Below are 6,184 nucleotides of genomic sequence, written 5' to 3' on the forward strand. Positions count from 1 at the left end.
AAATCCTCCTCGTTAAATTTCTTCGATTATTTTTTGAGAAACAACACTAGTGTTTGATTAGGGACCCCCAGGAAATCTTAAGTTAGCTTTTCACTTTACACCAGTCAATAATGAAGGAGGCCAGTGTTTTCGTAGTAGTTTTTACAGCTTCAAGATCAACAAATTCATTCAAGCCGTGTGCTCCGCCTCCAGACGGACCGTAGCAGGTTGACGGAATACCGAACTCTTCAAAGACACGGATGTCTGATGTTCCAGTGAACGCAGTATAATTCAATTTTTCCCCAGTGACTGTTTCATGGGATTTCCCGAGTGTCTCAAATAGAGCGCTCTCAGTATCAAGTACAGCACCAGGGGCCCTGAAGCCGTAGAACTCGATTTCAGGTGGATTGTCTTTCAACCACTCATCCTCAGTAGCTGCTTTTAGAAGCCAGTCCTTTGCCTGCTGCTGCGCTTCATCCGGGACTGTGTCAGGATAAAATCCTAATCTCACTTCAAACTCGCATTCTGATGGCACATTAGATGGCCAGTCCCCGCCTTTGATTACCCCAGTATTAATATTTAGGGGAGCTTTGTAATGTTTAAAGTTTTCATGCTTTTCTAGGCTGTTAATATATATCCGGTATTCATCGAGAGCCTGGATCAGGTAGGCTGCTTTGTTGAGGGCGTTTTGCGCTTTTGAAGCACGTTCGGCATGGGCACCAAAGCCGAACACCTTCACCCGCATCCAGAAAACTCCAAGTTGGGCATTAAATGCAGTTAAGGAAGTTGGTTCGGGAAGGAGTGCGCCGTCAGCCGTAAAACCTCTATCAAGCAGGGCGATTGCTCCGTTCCCAGTGCATTCCTCTTCAATGACTGAATGGATCTGTAGGTCTGCTCCGAGCTTAATGGCCGCCTTTTGTAATGCCTGGACAGCGAAGATCATTGAAGACACTCCTGCTTTCATATCCATCGACCCTCGCCCATAGAGTTTATTTCCTTCAATTACAGCATCATAAGGCGGGTAATCCCACTTGTACTCAGGCTCAGCACTTACCACATCGATATGTCCCTGAAGGATCAGGCTTTTTCCTGTTTTTTCCCCATCAGTTTTCCACTTACCGGCGACAACTGGCCTATTTTCATAGGACCATTCCGCAGATCCGTAATTTTTGTATTTTGAAATGGCTTCGATATCAGGTGTGAAAGCTGCTGTTTTCAGATTTAAAGATTCCTGTAAATAGTTTTGTATGAAGCGTTGAATCTCTGTTTCATTTCCAAGTGTACTTTTGTGGCGGACTAGGTCCTGCAGGAAAGACACCTGGTCTTTCCAAAGCTCGTCAATCACCTCATGTACATCGCGAACCAGCACGTCGTTATTTTTTTGCTGAATGCTCTCTTTCATAACGATGGCCTCCTTCATTACTATCTTTGTCTGTTTCTCTACTGCTTCTTAATTTAGTCTTTATAGTTACACCATTTCATAAGAAAAGCGGCGTACGTTTTTGTTACTTGTTTAACGCTTTCAAGGTCCACCCATTCGTCTGATCCATGGATGTTTGCTCCGACCGGGCCGTAGCAGGTGGACGGTATATCATAGTACAGATTATAAAACCTTGCATCAGTAGTTCCGGTAAATGCGCCATATGTGAGATCTTTTTTTTCAGTTAATTTGTGTGCTTCTTCTAATGTATGGAAGAGCTCCTGGGCAGGGTCAATGGTAAACCCTTCTGCGTGGAAACCATAGAAGGAAATTTCAGGCGGGTTGTCCTTCAGCCATTCATCTTTTTTAGCCGCTTCCAATAAAAATCCCGTTAATTCATCTTTCGCCTCCTGGGGGTCTGTCCCGGGAAAGAGTCCTACTCTTGCTTCAATCGTACATTCAGATGGAACAGTGGATGGCCAGTCTCCTGAATGGATTTTTCCGATATTTATGTTAAGAGGGTGTGGGTGGTCAGCGAATGCCTCGTGCTTCGGCAGGCCGTTGATTTCTTTTTCGTAGTCAAGCAGCGCCTGAACCATTACATAGCTTTTCACCGCAGCATTCACTGCCTGGTTGGCCCTTTCTGTATGGGCGCCCGCTCCGTTCACCTTGATCCGTATCCAGAAAACTCCTACCTGGCCGGTCAAGGCTACCGGGCCCAACGGTTCGGGAATAAGGGCCACGTCTGCTTTATAACCAGATTCAATGGCAGCAAGTGCTCCGTTTCCTGTGCATTCTTCCTCTATTACTGTTTTGAGAATTACATCATTTGAAAGTTCAACCCCAGCTGACTGAACAGCTTTCAGAGCAAAAATCATCGCAGCAACGCCCGCTTTCATATCTGCAATTCCCCGCCCGTACATTTTGTTTCCGACGATTGTGGAAGCCCACGGATCGTAGTTCCATTTCGATACTGGCTCAGCGCTTACTACGTCTATATGCCCTTGAAAGATAACACTTTTCCCCTTTTTTTTCCCCTTTACAGACTGCTTTCCTACTACAACCGGGCGTCCTGTATAGGACCATTCGGCTGCAGAGTATCCAGGCAACTTTGCCAGTTTTAGTGGATCGAGTGTAATCATCTCAACATCAAGCTGTAAACTTTCTTTCAGATGATCGGCAATGAAGTTCTGTATAGCGGCTTCATTGCCAAGTGTGCTTTTAAATCTTCCAAGTTGCTGAAGAAACTCCACTTCCACTTCCCACAAACTATCCACTTGTTTCATAACAAGCTGTTCTTTCGAATTATTCATAATTTGTCCTCCCTGATTGAAGTCTGTTTGATTACTTATAGAGGATGCAATATCCATGCCAAAAAAATAGGCTAATTTGTTTCAAAACAAATGAATTTTTGATTTAAACTATCTAAAGAGACTTAACATAATTTCATTCGATGCATTTTCGTTTCATTTTGCTTCGTTTTCGAATCTATTATAATGCTTTATTCATTATAAAAAAATAAATCGAACCATTTACGGTTCGATTTTTATTGACTATCTTTCGGAATATATTTAATATTATAGATTATAGGGGGAGGTAAAATGAAAAAACAGAGTCTGCAAAACTATAAAATGATCATTAATTTGTTAGATATTCTCACCGACGCCATTTACATTGCTGATAATGAGGGAAATACTTTGTGGCTGAATAAAGCGAGTGAGGCTTTAAACGGTCCGAAGGAAAAACTGATTGGGAAGAATGTGAAGGAACTTGAAACAACAGGTTATTTTAATCCATCTGTTATCCGTCTTACACTGGAAGCTGGTCACGATGTGAGTGTGATTCAGACTTTTAATGAAGGGAAAAAATACCTTGTTACAGGTCATATAGTCGCTAATGAGGGAGGAGAAACAGAACTCCTCGTGGCGCACGGACGTGATTTAACAGAGGCTGTCAGGATGTCTACTCAGTTCAAGGAGACCAAGGAACTGCTTAAGCAGTATACAAAAGAATTACAAGAAATGCATACTGGCAACAGGAAAAAGACTCTTGATAATAAGGTGATTGGAAAAAGCAGTGCACTCCGTTCACTGCTTAACCTAATCAAAAAATTTTCTGAAGTGGATGCCACCGTTCTCGTTACCGGTGAAACAGGGGTGGGTAAGACATTTATCGCAAAACAAATCCACCAGCTAAGCGCCCGGAAGGACGAGGCGTTAGTAAAGATTAATTGCGGATCAATTCCTGAGTCCCTGCTTGAATCAGAACTGTTCGGATATAAGACGGGAGCGTTTACAGGGGCGAGCAAGGGCGGAAAGGCCGGGCTTGTTAAAATGGCTGAAAAAGGAACACTATTCCTTGATGAAATCGGTGAACTGCCCCTTCATCTACAGGCAAAAATCCTTCAGCTCATTCAGGATAAAACATATCTTCCTATTGGCGATACTAAATGGCAGTCTGCGGATGTGAGGATCATTGCGGCTACTAATCTTGATCTTGAAAATATGATTGAGGAGAAAAAATTGCGGTCCGATTTATATTACCGTCTGAATGTACTACCGATTAAAGTTCCTCCCTTAAGAGAAAGACAGGAGGACATCTACCACTTAGCAAACGTATTTTTAAACAAGTTTAATGAAAATTATCAGCAGGACCTTTATTTTTCTAAAAAAGTGCTTGAATACTTTCAAAACTATAATTGGCCAGGCAATATCCGAGAGCTGGAAAACTTGATAGAACGTTTGGTCATCATAACGAAAGCAGGAGAAATCTCCGAGGAAGACCTTCCGGAAAGGATCAAGGAGGCAACAGCTCAGCCTTTGCAGTTCCCAACTGATATTGACAGGCCACTTCCGGAAATGGTGGAAGAACTTGAAAAAGCAATGATTATCAAAGCGGCCAAATCAAATAATTCCACAAGAAAAATAGCTAAGTCTCTTGGGATTACCCAGTCGTCTCTGCTAAGAAGGCTGCGAAAATATAATATCAAAATATAAAAATATGTTTGGCGGTCTAGTAAAGAGAAGGTCAGAAAGCTGCTTTATAACAAGATTAGAAACTAATGAGCGAAGTTTTGCGGATGCGAAACAACTCCAAGGGCTTCACTACTACCGGTTACAAAAACTTGAAGGGAGCTAATGAACAAGCGATGATGACAGCCATAGCGGAGAATATAAAGGAAGATCGCAAATCACCTCTTCAGAGAATTCGCGATCTTCTTTATTCTCCTTAAAATTCACTTAAAAATTGAAAGGAGAGAAGATGGAGAAACCCTCACCTTTGGAAAGATGAGAGTTTCGCAACAATCTAAGAAATTTCTTTCTCTTTCGCCTTTTTTATAAAAATATAGTCGTTCGTATATAACAAAATAAAGGACCTTTATTAATGAACTGTAACCCGAATAATGGACACTTAAAAAAAGTGCCTCATTATTCGGGTTTTTATGTGTTTAAGGCGATGGCGCGATACGTTTGAGCAGTTTGGTGAAGTTGGATTCGAAAAGGAACGAAGAGGAAAAGGAAGTGCGGGCCTCCCCTCATCCAAAACGTTATCTGCCGAAGAAAAACTTAAAAAAGCAGAAACAAGAATCAAGTATTTAGAAGCTGAGAATGACTTCTTAAAAAAGCTAGAAGAACGAGAGAGGCAGGCGTTGAAAAAGAAATATTAACCCCTTCAGAGAAATTTGAACTTATTGAAAAAATCATCAGAAAGCATCAATTAAAGGGAGAAGTAACCCAGCTGTGTCAGTTAGCTGAAGTAAGTAAAAGTGGTTATTACGCCTGGTTAAGCGCAGAGGACGTCCGTCAAGTCCGAGAAGCAAGAGATACACAAGAAGTTGAACTTATTAAAAGTATTTTCTTCGTAAAGAATCAAAAAGTAGGGGCACTTCAAATCAAAATGATATTAGAGAATGATCATAGTGTCGTGATGAATCAAAAGAAAATCAGACGCTTAATGAAAAAATTCAGCCTCGAAACAAAATTAGGCGGGCGAAGCCTTATAGGAAAATGCTTAAGGCGACACAAGAACACCGTACATGTCCAAACTTACTAAAACGTCAGTTTGATCAAAAAGAATTTGGTAAAGTATTATTAACTGACATTACTTATCTTTACTATGGTCGAGGTCAAAAAGCCTATTTATCCTGTGTGAAAGATGGAGCTACAAAAGAGATTTTAGCGTATAAATTGTCAAGGTCATTAGAAATGGATATTGTTTATCAAACATTAGACAACCTCAAGGAAGGGATGGGTATCTTTCACCCTGAAGCTATCCTTCATTCTGATCAAGGGGTTCACTATACTCATCCAGAGTTTCAGGACAGAGTGAAAAAATTAGGGGTACGTCAATCTATGTCAAGAAAGGGAAATTGTTGGGACAACGGGGACAAAGCACCCATGGAATCATTCTTTGGACATTTCAGAGATATGGTCGACCACAAAGCATGCGAGAAATTTATACAGTTAAGACAAGAAGTAGATGATTACATGGAAGATCAGTCACTATAAGAAGACCTATCCTTGGGCAACGTTGACGATTCGTGGGGACAGCGGCTTTGCCGTTCCCGGACTTTACGAATTATGCGAAGAACATGAGACCACCTATGCCATTCGCTTAAAAGCAAATAAAAAACTGACGACCAAAGCCCAGGAATTAGAAAGCCAATTAAGAGAACGTACCACGATTCATTCGGCTGCACCTTATGTGTTTTACAAAGAGTTCTCTTATAAAGCGGCTTCTTGGAACCGTTCCCGAAGGGTCGTTGTGAAACTCGAAAAACCCGCC

At 41.5% G+C, this 6,184-nt stretch carries 8 protein-coding genes; 6 read left to right on the forward strand and 2 right to left on the reverse strand.

Annotated elements, in window-relative coordinates:
- Positions 1–82: 82 nt before the first annotated feature.
- Together ACHABW_RS22030 and ACHABW_RS22035 are read right to left on the reverse strand one after the other, a co-directional pair.
- Entirely contained in the window at positions 83–1,381 is a 1,299-nt protein-coding gene (locus tag ACHABW_RS22030) for an ArgE/DapE family deacylase (protein WP_435758622.1), read from the reverse strand.
- A gap of 53 nt (positions 1,382–1,434) precedes the next feature.
- Positions 1,435–2,712: an ArgE/DapE family deacylase gene (locus tag ACHABW_RS22035; RefSeq protein WP_435758624.1), complete on the reverse strand. Its 1,278-nt coding sequence runs from the start codon at positions 2,710–2,712 to the stop codon at positions 1,435–1,437.
- Positions 2,713–3,000: 288 nt separating this feature from the next.
- Here ACHABW_RS22035 and ACHABW_RS22040 point away from each other — a divergent pair, with 288 nt between their 5' ends.
- The 6 genes from ACHABW_RS22040 to ACHABW_RS22065 form a co-directional block, all read left to right on the forward strand.
- Complete coding sequence (locus ACHABW_RS22040) at positions 3,001–4,395, forward strand: sigma-54 interaction domain-containing protein (RefSeq protein ID WP_435758626.1); 1,395 nt, start codon at positions 3,001–3,003, stop codon at positions 4,393–4,395.
- A gap of 65 nt (positions 4,396–4,460) precedes the next feature.
- The gene (locus tag ACHABW_RS22045; protein ID WP_435758628.1) at positions 4,461–4,631 is read left to right on the forward strand and encodes a hypothetical protein; all 171 of its coding nucleotides are present in this window, start codon (positions 4,461–4,463) and stop codon (positions 4,629–4,631) included.
- 210 nt (positions 4,632–4,841) lie between these two features.
- Positions 4,842–5,066 carry a hypothetical protein gene (locus ACHABW_RS22050; RefSeq protein ID WP_435758630.1) on the forward strand — a complete coding sequence of 75 codons (225 nt, stop codon included), beginning with the start codon at positions 4,842–4,844 and terminating at the stop codon, positions 5,064–5,066.
- Positions 5,067–5,137: 71 nt separating this feature from the next.
- Entirely contained in the window at positions 5,138–5,452 is a 315-nt protein-coding gene (locus tag ACHABW_RS22055) for an IS3 family transposase (protein ID WP_435758636.1), read from the forward strand.
- Positions 5,407–5,907 carry an IS3 family transposase gene (locus tag ACHABW_RS22060; RefSeq protein ID WP_435758632.1) on the forward strand — a complete coding sequence of 167 codons (501 nt, stop codon included), beginning with the start codon at positions 5,407–5,409 and terminating at the stop codon, positions 5,905–5,907. The genes ACHABW_RS22055 and ACHABW_RS22060 overlap by 46 nt, the downstream gene beginning before the upstream one ends.
- On the forward strand, positions 5,879–6,184 hold a 306-nt coding region (locus ACHABW_RS22065; RefSeq protein ID WP_435758634.1), incomplete at its 3' end, for a transposase. The genes ACHABW_RS22060 and ACHABW_RS22065, both read left to right, overlap by 29 nt.

The sequence above is a fragment of the Salipaludibacillus sp. CF4.18 genome (genome assembly GCF_051262595.1).
In the GTDB taxonomy this organism is placed as follows: Bacteria; Bacillota; Bacilli; order Bacillales; family Salisediminibacteriaceae; genus Salipaludibacillus; species Salipaludibacillus neizhouensis.